This is a genomic window from Nostoc spongiaeforme FACHB-130 (assembly GCF_014698475.1).
Classification (GTDB): Bacteria; Cyanobacteriota; Cyanobacteriia; order Cyanobacteriales; family Nostocaceae; genus Nostoc_B; species Nostoc_B spongiaeforme.
In genome coordinates this window covers 26,146-42,872 of sequence record NZ_JACJTB010000037.1, presented here as the reverse complement: position 1 = coordinate 42,872, position 16,727 = coordinate 26,146, and the positions used below count along the sequence as shown (strand labels likewise).

General features: G+C 40.6%; 16 protein-coding genes. 7 read left to right on the top strand and 9 right to left on the bottom strand.

The features are described from left to right. Nucleotides 1–11: 11 nt before the first annotated feature. The 5 genes from H6G74_RS22745 to H6G74_RS22725 all read right to left on the bottom strand — a co-directional run bounded on the left by H6G74_RS22745 (nucleotide 12) and on the right by H6G74_RS22725 (nucleotide 4,230). Nucleotides 12–1,181: a zinc-dependent alcohol dehydrogenase gene (locus H6G74_RS22745; RefSeq protein WP_190969820.1), complete on the bottom strand. Its 1,170-nt coding sequence runs from the start codon at nucleotides 1,179–1,181 to the stop codon at nucleotides 12–14. 204 nt (nucleotides 1,182–1,385) lie between these two features. Further along, nucleotides 1,386–1,778 (bottom strand): hypothetical protein, encoded by a 393-nt coding sequence (locus H6G74_RS22740; RefSeq protein WP_190969819.1) that lies wholly within the window; start codon nucleotides 1,776–1,778, stop codon nucleotides 1,386–1,388. A gap of 120 nt (nucleotides 1,779–1,898) precedes the next feature. Then, on the bottom strand, nucleotides 1,899–2,594 hold the full coding sequence (locus tag H6G74_RS22735) for an SRPBCC family protein (RefSeq protein ID WP_190969818.1): 696 nt from the start codon (nucleotides 2,592–2,594) through the stop codon (nucleotides 1,899–1,901). 75 nt (nucleotides 2,595–2,669) lie between these two features. After that, nucleotides 2,670–3,767 carry a DJ-1/PfpI/YhbO family deglycase/protease gene (locus H6G74_RS22730; RefSeq protein WP_190969817.1) on the bottom strand — a complete coding sequence of 366 codons (1,098 nt, stop codon included), beginning with the start codon at nucleotides 3,765–3,767 and terminating at the stop codon, nucleotides 2,670–2,672. A 61-nt stretch (nucleotides 3,768–3,828) separates the two neighbouring features. Then, nucleotides 3,829–4,230, bottom strand: a complete 402-nt coding sequence (locus H6G74_RS22725) for a DUF2267 domain-containing protein (protein WP_190969816.1) — start codon at nucleotides 4,228–4,230, stop codon at nucleotides 3,829–3,831. A 340-nt stretch (nucleotides 4,231–4,570) separates the two neighbouring features. Here H6G74_RS22725 and H6G74_RS22720 point away from each other — a divergent pair, with 340 nt between their 5' ends. Beyond that, nucleotides 4,571–4,954: a DUF6335 family protein gene (locus tag H6G74_RS22720; protein WP_190969815.1), complete on the top strand. Its 384-nt coding sequence runs from the start codon at nucleotides 4,571–4,573 to the stop codon at nucleotides 4,952–4,954. Nucleotides 4,955–5,157: 203 nt separating this feature from the next. Beyond that, on the top strand, nucleotides 5,158–6,333 hold the full coding sequence (locus H6G74_RS22715; protein ID WP_190969814.1) for a class I SAM-dependent methyltransferase: 1,176 nt from the start codon (nucleotides 5,158–5,160) through the stop codon (nucleotides 6,331–6,333). Nucleotides 6,334–6,434: 101 nt separating this feature from the next. Here H6G74_RS22715 and H6G74_RS22710 read toward each other — a convergent pair whose 3' ends face one another. The 3 genes from H6G74_RS22710 to H6G74_RS22700 form a co-directional block, all read right to left on the bottom strand. Next, nucleotides 6,435–7,325, bottom strand: a complete 891-nt coding sequence (locus tag H6G74_RS22710) for a polysaccharide deacetylase family protein (protein ID WP_190969813.1) — start codon at nucleotides 7,323–7,325, stop codon at nucleotides 6,435–6,437. 126 nt (nucleotides 7,326–7,451) lie between these two features. Further along, the gene (gene tsaB, locus H6G74_RS22705) at nucleotides 7,452–8,102 is read right to left on the bottom strand and encodes a tRNA (adenosine(37)-N6)-threonylcarbamoyltransferase complex dimerization subunit type 1 TsaB (protein ID WP_190969812.1); all 651 of its coding nucleotides are present in this window, start codon (nucleotides 8,100–8,102) and stop codon (nucleotides 7,452–7,454) included. A gap of 317 nt (nucleotides 8,103–8,419) precedes the next feature. Next, the gene (locus H6G74_RS22700) at nucleotides 8,420–8,668 is read right to left on the bottom strand and encodes a Ycf34 family protein (RefSeq protein ID WP_190588550.1); all 249 of its coding nucleotides are present in this window, start codon (nucleotides 8,666–8,668) and stop codon (nucleotides 8,420–8,422) included. A gap of 85 nt (nucleotides 8,669–8,753) precedes the next feature. Between H6G74_RS22700 and H6G74_RS22695 the strand changes: the two genes are divergently transcribed. Then, nucleotides 8,754–10,016 carry a CCA tRNA nucleotidyltransferase gene (locus tag H6G74_RS22695; RefSeq protein ID WP_190969811.1) on the top strand — a complete coding sequence of 421 codons (1,263 nt, stop codon included), beginning with the start codon at nucleotides 8,754–8,756 and terminating at the stop codon, nucleotides 10,014–10,016. A 276-nt stretch (nucleotides 10,017–10,292) separates the two neighbouring features. Here the strand turns inward: H6G74_RS22695 and dusB are convergent, their stop codons facing one another. After that, nucleotides 10,293–11,345: a tRNA dihydrouridine synthase DusB gene (gene dusB, locus H6G74_RS22690; protein ID WP_190969810.1), complete on the bottom strand. Its 1,053-nt coding sequence runs from the start codon at nucleotides 11,343–11,345 to the stop codon at nucleotides 10,293–10,295. A gap of 221 nt (nucleotides 11,346–11,566) precedes the next feature. Here dusB and aroC point away from each other — a divergent pair, with 221 nt between their 5' ends. The 4 genes from aroC to H6G74_RS22670 all read left to right on the top strand — a co-directional run bounded on the left by aroC (nucleotide 11,567) and on the right by H6G74_RS22670 (nucleotide 16,655). Then, entirely contained in the window at nucleotides 11,567–12,655 is a 1,089-nt protein-coding gene (gene aroC, locus H6G74_RS22685) for a chorismate synthase (protein WP_190969809.1), read from the top strand. A 128-nt stretch (nucleotides 12,656–12,783) separates the two neighbouring features. Then, nucleotides 12,784–14,574 (top strand): tetratricopeptide repeat protein, encoded by a 1,791-nt coding sequence (locus H6G74_RS22680; protein WP_190969808.1) that lies wholly within the window; start codon nucleotides 12,784–12,786, stop codon nucleotides 14,572–14,574. A 72-nt stretch (nucleotides 14,575–14,646) separates the two neighbouring features. Beyond that, on the top strand, nucleotides 14,647–14,907 hold the full coding sequence (locus H6G74_RS22675) for a SemiSWEET transporter (protein WP_062295085.1): 261 nt from the start codon (nucleotides 14,647–14,649) through the stop codon (nucleotides 14,905–14,907). 764 nt (nucleotides 14,908–15,671) lie between these two features. Next, on the top strand, nucleotides 15,672–16,655 hold the full coding sequence (locus tag H6G74_RS22670) for an ABC transporter ATP-binding protein (RefSeq protein WP_190969807.1): 984 nt from the start codon (nucleotides 15,672–15,674) through the stop codon (nucleotides 16,653–16,655). The last annotated feature ends 72 nt before the right edge of the window (nucleotides 16,656–16,727 follow it).

The window sequence follows — 16,727 nt, the reverse complement described above, 5'->3', positions numbered from 1 at the left end:
AATTACTCACCTTACGGTTTCAGAACAACTTTGATGCAGTTATCTTGTTTGTGTTTAAAAATTTCGTAGCCGTGGGGTGCTTGTTCTAAAGGTAATTTGTGTGTAATCACAAATGACGGGTCGAGGTCGCCGTTTTCAATGTGATTGAGTAAAGGTTTTAAGTATCTGTGAACGTGGGTTTGTCCCGTTTTAAATGTTAGGCCTTTGTTCATTGCTGCACCCATTGGGATTTTGTCAACAAAACCACCATAAACTCCAGGTATAGATACGTGACCGCCTTTGCGACAAGATACAATAACTTGTCTGAGTGCGGTTGGACGGTCTGTTTCGAGGCGGACTGCTTGTTTTACTTGGTCGTAGAAAGCCATTGCATCTGTACCATGTGCTTCCATACCCACAGCATCAATGCAAGCATCCGGGCCGCGTCCACCTGTCATTTCTTTAAGTGCTTCACCGACATTGACTTCTTCGTAGTTGAGGACTTCAGCTTTACCTTGTTCTTTAGCCATTTGCAAACGTTCGGGAATGCGGTCAATGGCGATGACTCTTTCTGCACCGAAGAGATAAGCACTTTTGATAGCAAATTGTCCGACTGGGCCGCAACCCCAGACTGCAACGATATCGCCTGGTTGAATGTTGCAGTTTTCTGCGGCCATATAGCCAGTTGGGAAAATGTCAGTTAAAAATAAAACTTGCTCATCTGTGAGATGGTCGGGAACTTTGAATAAACCAACATCTGCAAAGGGTACTCGGACATATTCTGCTTGTCCGCCAGCGTAACCACCAAATAAATGAGAGTAGCCAAATAAACCAGATGGTGAGTGACCCATTTGTACTTCTACCATCCAAGCATTTGGGTTGGAGTTATCACAAAGTGACCATAAATCGCGCTGACAGAAAAAACAGTTACCGCAGGATATGGTGAAGGGAACAACAACGCGATCTCCTATTTTTACATTCCTAACTTCACTACCTAACTCTACAACTTCCCCCATAAATTCATGCCCCAGGATATCACCTTTTTGCATGGTGGGAATGTAGCCATCATAAATATGCAAATCTGAGCCACAAATTGCTGTGGAAGTAATTTTAATAATGGCATCACGCGGGTTAATAATTTTGGGGTCAGGAACCGTTTCTACCCGCACATCGTTTGCTCCATTCCAGCAAACTGCTTTCATAATTTTTAGTCCTTTGTCATTTGTTCTTGGTCATTAGTCATTGGTCATTAGTCATTTGTGAGAACAAATAAATCATGGAAGTAATAGCTATATAAACAAGTGCGTTAGGCAGTTTGATTATCTTTTTCGTGAAACATCTAAACGCGCCTAACGCACCCAGAGGGCTATCTTTTTACTTTTGCCTTTTTACTTTTTACTTTTTACTTACATTCTATCTCTGAGTTGTTTGCTGGGAGGATTTTGATAATAACCTTCTCTGCTACCTTGGGGTTGATTACCACCAACTGCTTCCCCTACTCTATCTTTTGCATCCTTGAGAAACTCTTTTGTAGCTCTAGGAGTATCTTCATCTAAGTTGAGTTTTTCGCGGATATTATCAGCAGTACCCTTCAATTTAGACTGAGCATTTCTAACTTGGTTATCGTATTGAACACCGTTGTTTTGTCCTTCAGGTACACCTTTATAATAGATACCTTCTGGAGTTATCACATCAGCTTGTGCTACATTCACAAAGCTAAATGCTTGACCTAGTAAGAACATAAATCCTACTAAAAAAATAACCATAATTTGGCGTAAACGAGAAATCATTTGCTGCATAAATAACCTCATTTGCTTTATTTGTTTGTGTGTACACTTGTTTTGTTTGGTCAGCAGTTATGATTCATGGGTTATTAGTAAAAGTGCTACGTAGTATCTTCTTCGACTACTCCCCATTTCTTACCTGCTTCCTGTTGGCTGACCTGCGGTTGTAGCGATTTCTCCGGCTTCCATCAGCATTTTGAAGCGGCGCAAGTCATCGCCAATTTGTTGTTCTGGTTCTTCCCCGAAAAGTTTAGCAAGAGCCGCACTTATGCCGCCGCCGGGGATGTTGTATTCTAAAACTACTTTGACTTCTGTACCGCGATTCTCTGGGGCTTTTTTAAATCGCACAAAACCAGAGTTATCAATCTCTGCGCCTTCGACAGAAGCCCAAGAAATAAACTCGTTTTCTCTGTCTTCGAGAATCTCTGCATCCCATTCTACGTTGTTACCCAAGGGCGCTTTGGCAATCCAATGAGAACGTTTTGCATCATACACTTTTACAGATTGCAGATGCTTCATAAAGGTGGGTAACTGCTCAAAGTTGTGCCAAAAACGGTAAAGTTCATCGGCTGGTTTATTAATTGTTACCGTTTTTTCAACTTTGATGGGTTTATTCATTCCCAGAGCTTCTTGTGCTTGCTGTATTGTGCTTTGCTTGGTTATACCTTGGTAGATCAAACCACCGCCAGCCAGCGCAGTTAATACACCTCTTAAGGAGCGTTGACTTATACCTGTGAGTACCATAGCGCCACCACCAATCAGCGAAGCCCAGCGTTCCATTTCATTAGCTTCTGTGGGAGTTTTAGTTGTGCGATCGCCTGTTGAAGTCATACAATTTTAGATTTTGGATTTTGGGTTTTTGATTCGTAATTCGTAATTAGATTTTCTCCATTTTTTAATTACGAATTACATAGACACCGCAGCACCACTAGTTGGCTTAGGAGTTTGTACTTCACTACCAAGCCGTAACTGATATAGTTCTACTAAGCGTTGTTCATCTCTTAATAAATCACGGTAAATTTGTTTAAAAATAGCTGTTGCTACTGGATCAGTAAACATTGCCGATAAATTACCAACGTCACCAATACCTGTTTGTAAATCACCTAAAGCACAACGAATTTGATAGATGTCATCACTACCAGACATAGCCGCTTTGACTTTGGCATATTGATTTGCAATATTGGCAGCTAAAGAAGGTTTTTCACCTAATTTATTGAGGTATGTTTCTAATATTTCAATGTGGTTTTGTTTCTTAGCAATCATCTCTTGAAAGATGACTTGCGCTTGAGTATCTGATTCTTTTCCGTAATATTTTTCTAGAGCTTCTAGAGAATAACGTTCACCACTTAAAGCAGTATTTAAACCTCTGACAATTTCGCCTTTAGTTGAACCGCCCCAAGCATCAGCAATTTTCCACCATTCGGCGTTAGCGTCTGTTTCATCAGGAAGCGCCACATCTTTACCACCATAACCAAGGCGGCTGAGAATAGCTGTGGTAAAAATTGCCAAGTCTCCAGGTTCGCGGGAAGTAATTAAATTACCATCAACTACTAGGGGTTCATCTTGATAACTTGCACCCGCATTCAGCATATCGCGGCGGATAGCAACAAAACCAGTAGCGCGTTTATCTCTGAGCAAATCACCTTCAATTAATAATTGTGGCCCGTGACAAACGGCTGCTATGAGTTTTCCTTGTTGCATAGCTTCTTGGACAAACCGCACTGTGTTGGGGTTGCGGCGCATTTTATCGGGAGCCATACCACCAGGGATTACCACTGCATCAAATTCTGATGCGATCGCTTCTGTAGTTGTACCATCAGGTTGCACGGCAACTCTACCGCGTTTACCTTTGTATTTTTCGTTCATCCGCGAACCGAGAACAACTACATCCATTCCTGCTTGTTTCAGCCCATGACAAGGAACTGTAAATTCTGCATCTTCGACATCATTTTCAATTAAAATTGCAACTTTTTTCTTCACAGAATGATTGTTTTGATATGACATGGATTTACCTAGTTTGATTAATTATTAATTGTGTGGAAACCTATGCAGTAGCATTCCTGAACTATGCAGGTACTTCACTAGTAGGTGGTGCAGTGAATAGTTCTTCGTAATCGTGACTGAAATGGGCTTGAAACTTAGAAAAGATTTCCGGACTGATGGCATTTTGTAACACAGCGAAAACTGCCCGGACATGAATTGCAGTAGTAGTAGGTTCTATATGTTCTTTTTGGCTAACACGTTGAATAAACTCTTGGAGATGAAAACTTTGAGTACTTGCTTGTGTTTGTGCTTGTAAATAATCACTTAGTTTCCGTGGGAGTTGTGCAGCTAAATCTTGAATGTCACTTTCTGCAATCCGTTCTTTAATAGTTTCTAAAGTTGCACGAGTAGCAAGTTCCGCCTCCTCAAGAGAATCAGATTGAGAAAGACTTTGGACATGGGTAATAAACTCGTGATATTCCACTTTCGACCTCCGATGAAACAAACTCCATACTTATTTATATTTGGGTATGAGAAATTGTCATAAATAAAAATATCAATGATAATTTTTACTGAGAAAAAGTTATGAGTTAAGAAGAAATTAAGGAAGTTTTTGTGTGGGTTGAGTGCTTCTAACTCATAACGAACAGATTCAACTACAAGTAGCTTAACCTTGGATTTACTCTTATAAGATTAGGCTGTAAAAATTACATTAACTTCGTTCTAAGGGGATAGATTTTTTTACTACTAAAGTCATACATCGAAAGTCAGACAAATTTTACTAATAAAAACGTTATGGTAGGGATGCAGAAAAGGCAGATATTATGACAGAAAAAAATCATCATCTTGAAATTAATTCAGAAGATTTACCACAAGAAATTACTGAATCTTACGGCACTGGAGTCAAAGACTTACCAGGGTACAATATTGGTGAGCGATCGCTCGATCAAAGTACCCCAGAATATCCCGATAGCCCCGAAGTTACCAGTGAGGACAGTTATACTTATTGGCAAGATACCGTAGGCGATGAAGCGGTTGGTGGTACTGTCGCGGTTCCTGAACAAGATGTTACCGAAGAAATCGCAGCAGCCGTTGGTTTAGAAATGAGCGATCGCGCCTTCCTCCATACCAACGAAATTCTCGAACAACGCGATGATCGTCGCTGGGAACTAGACCCAAAATCCTCCGAAGATTACCAAGAAAGATAAGTGCTGAGTGCTGTACACTGAGCGCAGTCGAAGTGTAAGTTCTAAGTTCTCCCCCTTGTCCCCCTTGTCCCCCTTGTCCCCCTCGCCCCCCTTGTCCCCCTTGTCCCCCTTCTCCCCCTTCTCTCCCCCAACCTCTCTCAAAAACATCTACCACAAATGTCCAGCATTTCGATAAACTCAGAAATGCTGCGATGTTGTTGATCATGTCAGATTCTCAAAGTGTAAGTGCTGCTGTTGCCAAACTCTACAATACCTATCCCTTTCCTCCAGAACCCCTGCTAGATGAACCACCTCCGGGTTATAACTGGCGCTGGAATTGGTTAGCAGCTTATAACTTCTGTACAGGTCAAAAGCCGCAAAAGCAAGACATTCGCATTTTAGATGCTGGCTGCGGTACAGGTGTGGGTACAGAATACTTGGTTCACCTCAACCCCCAAGCTTCTGTAGTTGGTATTGACTTGAGTGCAGGTGCTTTGGCTGTGGCGCAAGAACGTTGTCAGCGTTCCGGTGCAAACCGCGTGGAATTTCATCACCTCAGCATCTACGATGTGGAACAGTTACCCGGTGAATTTGACTTAATTAATTGCGTCGGGGTTTTGCATCACCTACCAGACCCAATTCGCGGGATTCAAGCTTTAGCTAAGAAATTAGCCCCAGGCGGAATTATGCACATTTTTGTGTATGGCGAGTTGGGACGTTGGGAAATTCAACTCATGCAAAAAGCGATCGCCCTCCTCCAAGGCGACAAGCGCGGCGACTACCGTGATGGTGTGCAAGTCGGACGCAAAATATTTTCCTCTCTACCAGAAAACAATCGAATTGTCAAATACGAAAAACAACGCTGGGCAATGGAAAACCAGCGCGATGAATGCTTTGCTGATATGTACGTTCATCCCCAAGAAGTTGATTACAATGTTGAGACGTTGTTTGAATTAATTGATGCTTCTGAGTTAGAGTTTATCGGCTTTTCCAATCCTGGTTTTTGGCAGTTAGATAGACTTTTGGGTAAAGCACCAGAGTTAATTGAACGGGCAGAAAATCTCAGTCAACGCCAGTTATATCGTTTAATCGAATTACTCGACCCAGAAGTTACCCATTACGAATTTTTCCTTGGTCGTCCTCCCCTAGCTAAAGCCGACTGGTCAAGTGATGACAAGCTGTTATCGGCTATCCCAGAATTAAACCCTTGTATTGATGGCTTTCCTAGTCAATGTATTTTTAATTACGACTACCAAATTGTCAACTTGTCCACACCAGAGTTTGAGTTTATGCAAGCCTGTAATGGACAAGCAACGGTAGGGGAAATTTTAGCAAATGTCCAATTAGGCTTGGATGGAGTGAGAACATTGATTAAGCAACAGTTAGTTATGCTGACATAACCAATGAATATCATAAAAAATAAGTGCTGAGTTCTGTGAACCCGCGCAGGCGGGTTTTGTCTGTGTAGCTGCGACTTCAGTCGCTTGGTGCAAGATACTTATCATTGACGATGAGAATTTCCATCTTTGGTAACTACAGATGATTCTGCTGTGACTACACCTTTGGCTTTGCTTTCCATTTCCAGTAATTCCGGGATGGTGGCAAACTTATAGCCTTTAGCCTTTAAATCTGCAATAATTTGCGGTAATGCCTTAACAGTGCGAGAACGATTACCGCCACCGTCGTGCATCAATACAATTCCACCGGGTTTGGCACTTTTGACAACGTTTTTAATGAGTGTTGGAGTTTGACCACGGCGTTGAGAGTCTCCCGACTCATCAGACCACATAATGACTGCATACTTTTGACTTTTGGCATAATCAACTAAGCCATTGTGTAAAAAACCACCAGGAGGACGAAATAATGTGGTTTTCACTCCGGTAAGTTTATATATCAAATCTGCTGTGCGATTAATTTCACTGGCGGCGGTGGCTACATCCATCCGACGATACCAATGATGCCATGTATGGTTGCCCAAAACATGGCCTTCGGCGGCAATTTGTTTAACAATTTGGGGATGGTAACTAACCATTTGCCCGATTAAAAAAAATGTTGCTTTGATATGATTTTGTTTAAGAATTTCTAATATTTGTGTCGTATTTTTTGGACCTGGGCCATCATCAAAAGTTAAGGCAATAACTTTATCTGTTGTGGGTAATTTCGCTTGATAAATGGTTTGTCCTTGAAATTCCTTTGATACAGTTTGTTGAGTGGTATTTAAACTGGCATTTTGTGTAGTGACTGCTGATTTCTTGTCTACTGATTGAGTAAATAGTAAAGGATTATTAAGGGGATTTTTGAGTAATAACCCTGTGAGACTCAAGCCACCACCAGCACCAATCAGTGTAATAGTTCCTGCTGTCAAAAATTGCCATAATTTCGGGCTAAACACATCGATACTCCTCAATTAATAAATGTATTAAGCACATATTTATCCATAATTATTTTAATTTTATCCTACGAATTTTGCGTAGTGATGACAGCAGTATAACTATAATGTGGAGAAATGCCGTGTTTGTTAAATTTCTACGGGATGTTGTCCATAATAAGGTAAAGCTTCTAACCACTGAGGGCGCTTTCCTTGTCGCCATTCTAGATAAGAAAGTTCCAAAATATCTGTGACAGTTGCAGCTAAACCAGAAGTTGTGTGAATTAACTGAGACTCAGTATTGCAGTTAGCTAAAGTTTCTTGCCAAGCTTCTGGTGTGAGCAACGTATCAGGAAATAAAGCTGTAATTTCTGAAGTGTGGGAATTAACTTGATAAATCGCACCAAATACTTTACCGCGTTGTGCAGGCATTTCCACAGCGATCGCTTTTTGAGTATGATTTTTATGTGACCAAGCTACCGCCGCTAAAGTCGAAATGGCAAACACGGGAATATTTAATTGTTGCCCTAAAGTACGGGCGAGAACTACACCAATACGAGTTCCCGTAAAGCCGCCTGGCCCTTTGGCAACAGCAATAAATTCTAAATCTGCCCAAGTTTGTGGTTGGATGAAATCAATTAAATATTGATGTATATAACTAGATAAATCACGCCCTAAATTCCAAACATTTGCACGAGTTTTGCCAGCAAAGTTACTAATGGCAAAACCTAGTTCTGGTGTGGTTGTATGCAGGGATAAAGCGTATTTCTGGGGTGGTAGAGTGGTTAATTCTGTGGTCAAAGCGAGTAATTATATTAATTTTCCTAGAGTTGGTGTGATATATAGCAATCCTAAATCATTTGTGAAATTCTCTTTCTTTTCTTTCTTTGTGTCCTTTGCGTCCTTTGCGGTTCGTTAAAAAGAATACTTTTTCATAACTCAGATAGGATTGCTATAGCAAAGTGCTGAGTGCTGAGTAGAAACCCAGTATCATCATGCCTTTAATCTATCAACACTGTCCTAACTTAAGTGACTACAACTATATTTATTCAACCATAAAAATATACGACTACTACAAGAAACAGCAGTAGTCGTTGATAATTTACCTATCATCTTCATCACGTCGGTACTAGTTCACCGGGACGCAATTTAGCCCATTTACCCATTTCTTGCTTAAAGCTAAGACAACCAACAACATCCCATTCCATTTCAATTACATCTTCTTTGGTACGGATGTTAACGTTAATAGAAGGTTCATTGGGGTCAAAAGTCGGGTTCTCTGTTAAATGAGGCTGTTGGTGTTGGGTTTCTACAGCATGATAGGTTACACAACGGTCTACGTATTGGCAGTTCACGCAAATACACATAATATAACCAACTCCAGGAGCTTTATTGCTAATCTAGCGTAAGCAAAGCTATTCTTCACTAGTTGCCGGGTTGATTTTTATTACAATGCACAGTTCTGTTTCTGCAATTCTCGCGCCACAAAATTGGCCTTTTAGTTTGGAATGCTTGCCAAAACCAGCTTACATGGTAGGTGGTGCGGTGCGTGATGCGATTTTAGGCAGAAACCGTGAATATTGGGATCTTGACTTTGTGATACCATCAGATGCGGTGCAGGTAGCTAGAGCGATCGCTAAACGTTATCAAGCTGGCTTTGTTTTACTCGACGCAGAACGTAAAATTGCCCGTGTGGTATTTCCCCAAGCCACGGCTGACTTTGCTCAACAAGAAGGCAATAGTTTAGAAACTGACTTGCATAGACGTGATTTTACAATTAATGCGATCGCCTATAACCCCCACACTCAAGAAATCATCGACCCATTGCAAGGTTGTGCTGATTTACAGCAAGGTCTGTTACGGATGGTATCACCAGCCAACCTCAAAGATGACCCTTTGCGGTTAATGCGTGCTTATCGCCAAGCCGCCCAACTGAATTTTACTATTGAACCAAATACACAAAACACAATTCGCGCCTTAGCATCACACCTCAACACAGTCGCCGCCGAACGAGTCCGCACCGAAATAGGCTATCTTCTAGCCAGTCCCCAAGGTACACCTTGGTTAACCAACGCCGGGAAAGATGGTTTACTGTTGTATTTCTGCAAAAATGCCACAACCGCCAGCTTTGATAAACTCGCCGCCGTTGACACAGCCGCAGCCATCCTTGCACCGCAATTTGGTGCAGAATTACAACAATATGTGCGTGATACTGTAAAAACCACTTGGTTAGGTATCGCCAAACTTGCTTGTCTTGTAGATAGTAATCCTGAAGTTGCCGAATTAGAACTCCAAGAACTCACCTATAGCCGTGCTGAAATTCGCGCTGTGACTACGGCTTTGAAATTATTCCCGCAGCTAAAATCTATCGACAAGTCTATCCGAGAACAATATTTTTTGTTCCAAGAAGCAGGTAATGTCTTTCCTGTTGTCGTATTATTGGCGGTAGCACAAGATACTTTGGTAGAGGCGATGTCAGGCGACAAATCATTATTGGTTTACTCACCTTTGATCAGCCGCTACCTTAACCCTGATGATCTGGTCGCTCATCCCACTCAACTAGTGAGTGGTAAAGAACTAATGTTAGCACTAAACATTCCAGCCTCGCCAGTCGTCGGGGAACTACTAACCGAGATTGCGATCGCCCAAGCAGAAGGTAAAATTGCTACAGCCACAGCCGCAATTGAGTTTGCACGCAAGATGTTAGAGAGTTAAGAGTATCTCAAAGTTTGTTGAGGCTGGATGTAGGGGTGTAAGGGTATAGGAGGCTAAGAATTTAAGAGTTTTAGGACTTACGCAAGAACCCTCTCGAATCCTCTTAACTTTGTGTCCTACCCTTCGGGAAGCCGCTATCGCGTCTATGCGCCCTTTGCGGTACCCTTCGGGAAGCCGCTTGCGCGTCTACGTTTTTTCATGATTCTGCGTAAGTCCTGAGTTTTTGTTCACCTACACACAAACTTCCATCTCCCTTATCTCCCTTGTCTCCCTTGTTCACACCATCTGAAAACTAGTAGTTTCTTCCAACACCTCATAACCAGATGCTAACTTTTCCATAGCGCGGTCAATTAAATCTAAACCTTGCTGGACTGTTTCAATCACACTTAATTGTCCGCGTAATTCAGCCGCGCCGACGAAGCCTTTTGCGTACCAAGTCATGTGTTTACGGGCTTGACGAACACCGCGATCGCCTTTATATTCCCATAAAGCTTGTAAATGATCTCTGGCACATTCTAGGCGTTGAATTGGGGTTGGCGGTGGTAAAAGTTCGCCTGTTTTCAAGAAGTGGTCAACTTCACCTACCAAAAAGGGATAACCCAAAGTTCCGCGCGAACACATCACACCATCAGCACCAGTTTCCTCTAAGCATTTCACTGCGGCTTCCACAGAAAATATATCGCCATTGCCAATTACAGGTATCGATAGCACTTCTTTCACACGGGCTATCCATTCCCAACGGGCGTTACCATTGTAACCTTGAGCGCGGGTGCGTCCATGCACAGTAATCATTTTCGCCCCGGCATCTTCCATCCGCTTGGCAAAATCGAGAATCGTGATTTCCTTGTCATTCCAGCCAATTCGGGTTTTAACTGTTACTGGTACATCCACAGCTTTCACTACTTCCCGCACAATGGCTTCAGCAACTTCCGGCTGAAGCAACAGCGAAGAACCACCACCATTTTTGGTAATTTTATTTACCGGACATCCCATATTAATATCAACTGTATCAGCCCCTTCCGCCACTGCTTTCACGGCTGCTTCTGCTAAAAAATCGGGGCGACAGTCAAATAACTGAATACTAATTGGGCGTTCGTTGGGGTCAACTTCCATGATTTTGGGTAACTGCTTCACATAGTGCAGTCCCGTAGCGTTGACCATTTCGGTATACATCATCGAATCTGGTGCATAGCGACGCACTAGCCGACGAAACACCAAATCTGTCACCCCAGATAAAGGCGATTGTAGAACTCGGCTTTTTACTTCAAAGGAGCCAATTTTTAAAGGTTGGGAGAGTCTAGCTTGCAGACTGGGAGACAGAGTAACCATATCAACAATTCACAATGCACACTTAATCATATCTTTTATCCAAGACGGTTGTTGATGATGGTTTGTGTGATTCAGGTCAACTTGCAATAGTATGAGACTGTTAGCGATCGCAATTCTTAAGTCATTGTCTCCCTTGTCTGCTGTATCCCTGATTCGTGAAACTTAACATTTGCAAGAACTCTCGGTAAAATACATAAGCCTTATCCTTTTTCCTCACAATCATGGGCAATACTTTTGGGCATCTGTTTCGCATTACTACTTTTGGAGAGTCCCACGGCGGCGGTGTGGGAGTTGTAATTGATGGTTGTCCTCCGCAACTGGAAATCACAGCAGCAGAAATTCAGTTTGAGTTAGACAGGCGGCGACCTGGACAAAGTAAGATTACCACGCCGCGCAAGGAAGCAGACACCTGTGAGATTTTGTCTGGGGTGTTTGAAGGAAAAACTCTGGGGACACCGATCGCAATTTTAGTGCGGAATAAAGACACGCGATCGCAAGACTATGATGAGATGGCGGTGAAATATCGTCCTTCCCATGCGGATGCAACCTATGATGCTAAATACGGAATTCGGAATTGGCAAGGCGGCGGTCGGTCTTCGGCGCGGGAGACAATTGGTAGAGTCGCCGCAGGTGCGATCGCTAAAAAAATTCTCCGACAAGTTGCTAATCTAGAAGTGATTGGTTATGTCAAACGCATCAAAGATTTAGAAGGCATCGTTGACCCTAATACCGTCACCTTAGAACAAGTAGAAAGTAACATTGTTCGCTGTCCTGATGCCGAATGCGCCAATCGCATGATTGAGTTAATTGAGCAAACTGGCAGACAAGGTGATTCTATTGGCGGTGTGGTAGAATGTGTTGCCCGCAACGTACCGAAAGGTTTAGGCGAACCAGTATTTGATAAGTTAGAAGCCGATATTGCCAAAGCCGTGATGTCACTTCCAGCCAGTAAAGGTTTTGAAATTGGTTCTGGTTTTGCTGGGACACTGTTAACAGGCATTGAACATAACGACGAATTTTATATTGATGAAAATGGTGAAATTCGGACTGTAACTAACCGTTCTGGTGGTATTCAAGGCGGTATTTCCAACGGCGAAAATATCATTTTACGAGTTGCTTTTAAACCCACAGCCACTATTAGAAAAGAACAAAAAACAGTAACTAATGAAGGTGAAGAAACCGTATTAGCCGGCAAAGGCAGACATGATCCTTGTGTATTACCCCGTGCAGTCCCAATGGTAGAAGCAATGGTGGCGCTGGTGTTGTGTGACCATTTGTTGCGCCATCACGGGCAGTGTAAGGTGTTGTAATCAAGACTTGATAAAATGCGGTAAATACTTACGAATGCTGGGCGGAGATTTCACTCGCCCTTTTTTTGTAGTATTGCTATAGTAGCGAATAACACCTTTAACTAAGTGCGATCGCATCTACTATCAACATGGCTCAACAGTCGCAAAATAGCTTACAACACTTCAATTTACTAAAATCTAAATACCAAGTAACTCAAGATCCAGACTCATTACCGCCGAATATCTTATACTTTATACTCCGAAAAGCTGATTTAGGAGTTGAACTGAGTGCATCAGAAATGAATTGCTTAAAAGAATCGCAGCTTGAGCAAACTTTAAAAACTATCAAACAAGAGCAACAACATAGATTGCAAGAATCGATAAATATAGAAAATGAATTTTCTCAATTAAAGTCTAAATATAAAGCTAAAAAACATGACACGTATTGGCAATTAAGCCCCTTGTATTATCTACTGTTAAAACTGGAATCTGGACAATACCTCACTAATTCAGAATGTCATTGGTTAAAATCAAATCATTTAGACGATACAAATTCCCTTGCTCAAGAAATTAAACTGTTTATTCAACTTAAATCTAAATATAAAGCTAATTCTTATCAAAACTCATTTCCTACTAGCAAGTTATATTCAATCCTGAAAAAGTTAAATATCAGTGAAAGCTTAACTCAGGCTGAATATGATTGGCTGATAAATAATCAACTGTGGGAAACAGCAGAAATTTTTAAACAACAAGAGTCAGCTAAAGAGGCTGAATTTGCTGCACTTAAAGTTAAATATCAAGCCACGAAATACCAAACTCAATCTCTCTGCCCTAGACTATATAATATTTTATTGAAAATTGAGGCTCAACAACAGTTAAGTGATGACGACCTGAAATGGCTGGAACAACAGCAACTAACTGAAACAATCGCTATTTTTCAAGAAATAGAACAAACCAAAGAATTTATTGCTTTAAAAATCAAATATCACGCCGCTCAATATCAAGACTCTTCACCGAAAAGCCATTTATATAAAATTCTCAAAAGTCTTGAGGCGAGAAATAAGTTAGGTGAACAAGATATCAACTTTCTCAAAAAACGCAAGCTCACGGATACTATAAAAATTGCCAATGAGCAATATGTATCTCGGCTAAAATCTAAAATCGATTTAGGAGAATTATTGGATAATTCTGAAATTGACTGGCTAAAAGATAATGGGCGTGAAGATATTATAATTTTAGCTAAACAAAAGCATTACAACTATCTCAAGAAAAAATATCGATTCGTAGACTTCAATCCATCAATAGAACCATTTTACACAATCATGGTGAAATTGGAGAATAAAGAACGTCTAGATATTATTTTAGTTATTCAGTTAATCGAGCAAGAGCAGTTATCTTCTAGTGGTGGGATTGCAACTGCACATTATAAATTAGAAGCTGAATTTTATGAGCAAGAATATAGTCGCACTGGCAATAAGTGGAGTATACCTACAGCTAGTAGTTACTGGCGTAAAGCTAATGAAGCAGAACAGTCATTAAAATTAACTAATTTGGATTTAAATAAAATTAAAGAAAATAAACTGAAGTCAGCAATTTTAGTTACTAGAGGTGCAGCATTCCGAGATTTAGGTAAATTGGGAGAAGCTGAAAAATGTGCAGTTAAAGCTATGGAGTTTCATCCAGCTAGTTATCAACCTTATACTTTAATGGGTGCGATTTATTACGATCTTGGTGACTATATTAAGGGTGATTATTACTTTGATGAAGCAATCAAACGTGGAGCTAAGACTGAAGAGATAGACTATGAAATTAAACGAATATTCCGCAATAAAAAAGATGAAGAACAACGTCATGAAGCTGCAATATATTTACTCAAGAAAGACTCACACAGGTATGCTTGGGCTAAAACTTATCTAAAAACACCTAAAAATCATGAATAACTGAAATTTTGCCAGATTAATCTATGTTAATATGTGTTCATTGCATATATTTACAAATATTATTCACGTCTAATGGATTTTTTGACAATTTTAGGGTTAGTTGCTGGGGCATTAACTACCATTGCATTTCTGCCCCAGATGTTTAAAACCTGGAAAAGCAAATCAGCAAAAGATGTATCTTTTGTAATGTTGATTACATTTATGAGTGGTTTATTATTGTGGTTAGTTTATGGCATTGCTTTACAAGCCTTACCTATTATTATTGCTAATGCCATATCATTTATTTTTAACCTGATAATTTTATGTTTAAAGCTGAAGTATAAATCAAATTAGATTCAAAAAATTGAAAATATAGGAATCATTTATGATTTTTGTACTAGACTGGTAGGTATAGCGTTTTATTCTCTCCATAAGTACGAATGTCAGTCTGGTAGAGAAAGATGGTGCGTTACGGCTAATTATAACTCTCTTCATTTCTAAAATCCTTGTATAGCCGTAACACACCCTACTTAAATATTTACCTTATAAATCAATACAGTTCAGTTAAGGCAACAACTTAGACTGGTGTAGGTTGGGTGGAGGAACTGAACCCAACATTTTCAAGGCTTTGTTGGGTTACGCTATCGCTACACCCAACCTACTATTCTCTTAACTGAACTACTTAAATATTTACCTTATAAATATAGCAGTCCTACACCATTCATTAACCAAAAGATCCCCGACTTCTTGAAGAAGTCGGGGATCTGAGCATCTCGATTTTCACAAATCAAATACGATTGCTATAGCTTCTGATAATTTCAGAAAAACGTGCCATTTTTTAATTTGTCTATTATAAAGGTACTGATACTAATTTGTAGTCAAAGTTATCAAGATGTTGCATCAAACATCTCTACTGGAGATGGGAGTAAGCATACTATTTTGGCAAGCAACTTAGTATAAATACATATCTTGCACCAGGCAACTGGAAGTCACAGCTACACAGGCAAAACCCGCCTACGTGGGTTACAAATTTTAATTTTCTGTTAGTCCGCGCAGGCGGACGTTGTTTTATGTATTAACGCCCAGAACTTTTCTAAACATTCTCTTAATTTTTGACAATGACATCTGTTATAGATACTCCAGAATCTCAACCGCAACCTACGGGTGTTCCGCCAGTGGTTGCAACTTATGATTTGCGAAAAGTTTACCGTACTGGCTTTTGGTTGAATCAAAAGATAGTATCTCTCAAAGGTTGTTCTTTGACGGTGTATGAGGGGGAAACTTTTGGTTTGTTGGGGCCGAATGGTGCGGGGAAAACGACTTTATTAAAATTGTTGTTGGGAATTATCCGGCCAACGGCGGGACGGGGATTATTATTAGGTAAACCATTGGGCGATCGCCAAGTCAAGCAAAGTATCGGCTATCTGCCAGAAAACCCTTATTTATATGATTATCTCACTGGCTGGGAGTTTTTAGAGTTAGCTGCGGGAATCTTCCAAATTCCGAGGAGTGTCCAGCGTAAGCGCATTCCAGAACTATTAGATTTAGTTGGTTTACCTGTAGCAGATGCCCGAAAAAAACAAATGCGGCGTTATTCTAAGGGAATGTTACAGCGTGTGGGTATGGCGCAGGCCTTAATTAATGACCCAGAAGTAATATTTCTGGATGAACCGATGTCTGGTCTTGACCCCCTGGGACGCTACCAAATGCGGGAAATTATCTTAGGGTTAAAAGCTGCCGGAAAGACTATCTTTTTTAATAGTCACATTCTGAGTGAAGTTGAGCAAATTTGCGATCGCATCGCCATTCTCGCCAAAGGTGAATTAGTTTGTGCTGGTTCTCTGGATGAATTGTTAGGCAATAATCATGCTTACCAAATCAAAGGTAAAGGTGGTGATAAAGAAGTTCTACACAAATGGCTGTCTAATTTGACATTTAGCCATAATGGTTCTTGGCAAGGCACTTTAACAGATGACTACTATGATTTTCTCGATAGTCTTCGCTTAATGGAAGGTAAAATCATTGCTTTTGATTTAGCGCGTCATTCCTTAGAAGACTTTTTTATTCAGAAGATTCAACAACAAAATACATCTGCTCAGTAATTTTTGATATTTAATAACTCATTTTAAATTTTCGATTTCAGATGCCCGACTTCTTTAAGAAGTCAGGCATCT

What these genes read in the sequence shown, in the direction of transcription:
- H6G74_RS22745 (WP_190969820.1), bottom strand. Translation starts at nt 1,181, where the DNA reads ATGAAAGCAGTTTGCTGGAATGGAGCAAACGATGTGCGGGTAGAAACG.
- H6G74_RS22740 (WP_190969819.1), bottom strand. Translation starts at nt 1,778, where the DNA reads ATGCAGCAAATGATTTCTCGTTTACGCCAAATTATGGTTATTTTTTTA.
- H6G74_RS22735 (WP_190969818.1), bottom strand. Translation starts at nt 2,594, where the DNA reads ATGACTTCAACAGGCGATCGCACAACTAAAACTCCCACAGAAGCTAAT.
- H6G74_RS22730 (WP_190969817.1), bottom strand. Translation starts at nt 3,767, where the DNA reads ATGTCATATCAAAACAATCATTCTGTGAAGAAAAAAGTTGCAATTTTA.
- H6G74_RS22720 (WP_190969815.1), top strand. Translation starts at nt 4,571, where the DNA reads ATGACAGAAAAAAATCATCATCTTGAAATTAATTCAGAAGATTTACCA.
- H6G74_RS22715 (WP_190969814.1), top strand. Translation starts at nt 5,158, where the DNA reads ATGTCAGATTCTCAAAGTGTAAGTGCTGCTGTTGCCAAACTCTACAAT.
- H6G74_RS22700 (WP_190588550.1), bottom strand. Translation starts at nt 8,668, where the DNA reads ATGTGTATTTGCGTGAACTGCCAATACGTAGACCGTTGTGTAACCTAT.
- H6G74_RS22695 (WP_190969811.1), top strand. Translation starts at nt 8,754, where the DNA reads ATGCACAGTTCTGTTTCTGCAATTCTCGCGCCACAAAATTGGCCTTTT.
- dusB (WP_190969810.1), bottom strand. Translation starts at nt 11,345, where the DNA reads ATGGTTACTCTGTCTCCCAGTCTGCAAGCTAGACTCTCCCAACCTTTA.
- aroC (WP_190969809.1), top strand. Translation starts at nt 11,567, where the DNA reads ATGGGCAATACTTTTGGGCATCTGTTTCGCATTACTACTTTTGGAGAG.
- H6G74_RS22680 (WP_190969808.1), top strand. Translation starts at nt 12,784, where the DNA reads ATGGCTCAACAGTCGCAAAATAGCTTACAACACTTCAATTTACTAAAA.
- H6G74_RS22675 (WP_062295085.1), top strand. Translation starts at nt 14,647, where the DNA reads ATGGATTTTTTGACAATTTTAGGGTTAGTTGCTGGGGCATTAACTACC.
- H6G74_RS22670 (WP_190969807.1), top strand. Translation starts at nt 15,672, where the DNA reads ATGACATCTGTTATAGATACTCCAGAATCTCAACCGCAACCTACGGGT.